At 45.5% G+C, this 2,759-nt stretch carries 2 protein-coding genes; both read left to right on the forward strand.

What is annotated here, in order from left to right:
* Nucleotides 1–170 precede the first annotated feature (170 nt).
* Nucleotides 171–1,259 (forward strand): tyrosine-type recombinase/integrase, encoded by a 1,089-nt coding sequence (locus CAFE_RS12355; protein ID WP_066648557.1) that lies wholly within the window; start codon nucleotides 171–173, stop codon nucleotides 1,257–1,259.
* Entirely contained in the window at nucleotides 1,249–2,682 is a 1,434-nt protein-coding gene (locus tag CAFE_RS12360) for a tyrosine-type recombinase/integrase (protein WP_066648560.1), read from the forward strand. Before CAFE_RS12355 ends, CAFE_RS12360 begins: the two co-directional genes overlap by 11 nt.
* Nucleotides 2,683–2,759: the final 77 nt, after the last annotated feature.

Consider the following 2,759-nt stretch of genomic DNA (forward strand, 5'->3'; position numbering starts at 1 on the left):
CCCGAAACTGCTGGCATAAAGCATATTTTAGAGTCTGTGTTGCAGATAAAATAGTGACATAGCCGCACTTATTCATAAGATGATTTTACGCAGCGCCTCAAGCGTTTTTTATGGTACGATGGGACAATGTCTTGTTGGACATATAAAAAACGTAGGAGGCGCTATATTTATTGGAACTGAGGATTATCAAGGTTGAAGCTGAAACCGTTATCACCCTTTTGGATGATAACATGAGACTGGTGAAACCGGTGCAGGCTTTTCTGAGGTATCAGAAACTTCGCGGAATGGCTCTAAACACTATGAAAGCGTATGGGCGGGATCTGAAAATCTATTGGGACTTTTTGAATCATTGCCATTATGCGTATGATGAGATGACAGTCAGAAAACTGAGTGAATTTGTGGAGTACCTTAGAAATCCGGATTGCTCCGATAGCCTGTCCCTTTTCACGACCAGTTGCCGGACTCCGCAAACGATCAATCACATTTTGGGAACGGTGCATTGCTTTTACAAGTACTGCGGAATCATGAGCCAAATCGACAATCCAATTCTAATGAGGGATGTCAATAGGCCGCGCGACATGTTTAAAAACCTTCTCTACCATGCGCGGCAGGATAATCAGACGAAGCAGTCTGTCTTTAAGGTTAAAGAAAGCAAGCATACTGTACATCTGGTGCCGCCTTCAGATGTGGAGACCCTTTCAAAGCATCTGCATACGACAAGGGATCGGCTGATTTTAAAGATTCTGAGTCTTACGGGAGCGCGAATCTCGGAAGTTCTGGATTTGCAAATTGAAGAAATCCCATATCCTGATTCCAGCAAGCAGATTGGCACACTTACAGATATCAAATCCAAAGGATGCTGCCGGACGCTGTATTTACCTCTGTTCCTTTTAGAGGAAATTGATCAGTTCATTCTGGAAGAAAGAAGCCTGATTGAAACAGAGCATAGCTATATTTTTGTATCCTTAAAAAAAGAACGCTATGGACAGCCCTTAACCTACCAGGCGGCGTACGGTACCTTTCATTCCGCCATGCAAAAGGCGGGAGTCTTCTTTCACTTTCACGATCTAAGGCACACCTTTATCAGCACCCTGGTCGAAAGCGGCATGGACATCAGCGTTGTGAGAATCATTGCCGGGCACAAACAAATCGCTACTACACAGCAATACACGCATCTTTCCAACCGATATCTGTATGAAAGCCTGAACAAGTACTGGAGCCGCCGCTCCGCTTCAGAGGGTGCTCTCAATGAAAAATGATATCCGGGACGGCGAGGTTTGGGAGCTGACCGATAAGGACGAGCACTCGCAAAATTACGGCAGGCAATTCCGGTTTGATTTTTCGTATATAACCTTCAAACCAATGAAGGAAGTCCTGCAGGGTTATATCCGGCAGCGCCATCAAACGCAAAGCATAACATTATATAAGCTCTATTGTGAGCTGGGGAAATTCAAACATTTTTATAATTTTGCAGTCAAGCATGGGGTGACATCTTTCAAAACGCTGAATAACGACGATATTTGTTTCTTTATCGCATATTTGAGGACGGAAATATCTGCAGCTACGAAGAAGCCGTTAGCCTATGCGTATCAAAAAACATGTCTGGATGTCGTTAAGAACCTTATTCGCTGGGGACAAATCCACATGCCGGGCCATGTTCCTGAAAATGAAATTTTCATTGGCAACGAGTATCACGGTACGAACAGCAAGCTTCATATTGATTTCATTCCGGACAAAATCATGGTACAGATAGCGGCGGCCCTACCCGCCGAATCAAGCATTTATGTCAGATATGGAATCATTATCTTGCAATCTACGGCAATACGCATTGAAGATATGCTGCAACTGAAAATCGGCTGCCTTCAGCCTCATCCGATCAACGGCTATACGCTTGCGTGGTATGATCACAAAAACCGGAAGGAACGTCCTCCGCTGCCAATACCAAATGAGTGTGCCACGGCCATAGAGCGTTTAATGGAGTATTCCAAAACGTTGCGTGAGCAGGCTGCTGACGGTATGCGTGAATTTATGTTTCTTAAGCAGCGCAAAAACGGAACGCGCAAGGGTGAGATTGCTCTTTTGAAACAATCAGAATACAGGAAACTTTTATCCGACTTTGTCGCCTGTCACAATATTTTGGACGAAGGCGGCGCGCCTTTTCGACTTACCCCGCTGAAATTCAGGAGAACTCTTGCGACCGACATGCTGTCAAAAGGAACCAATATCAAGGTCATACAGGAGATGCTCGGGCATGCCGCCCCATCCACTACGAAAATGCATTATGCGGATGTGAAAGATCGGGAACGAGCGGAACGCTTTCAGGCAATCGGCATAATCGGAGATGTCAATCAGGTCGACCGGTCTGTGATATCGGATGAAGCCGAGCTGCGATGGTTTCAGGAAAATCAGGATGGCTGCGCCAAAATGTGCGATGGCTATTGCACCAGGCCATTTGAAAGCGGAACCGTTTGCGATCGGCTGTTAAGGCGGCAGAAATGTTACACCTGCAGTCGGTATATCACTACTCCTGAGTACCTTGAATACCACAAAACCTATTTGCGTTCTCTGGAGCAGCAATTGGAGGATAACCCATACGGTCACCACTACGCGGAGCATTTTCTCGGTACCGTTCGGGCTCTGAAAGAAATTATCCACAGATTGGAGGAAATGCAGAATGCCTGAGATCTTGATGCTGCCACCTGTTGATCAAGGTACTGATTACGACCACATTGTTATCGGAAATTCAAAGTTTACCGATG

It is taken from the genome of Caproicibacter fermentans, assembly GCF_009746625.1.
GTDB classification, from domain to species: Bacteria; Bacillota; Clostridia; order Oscillospirales; family Acutalibacteraceae; genus Caproicibacter; species Caproicibacter fermentans.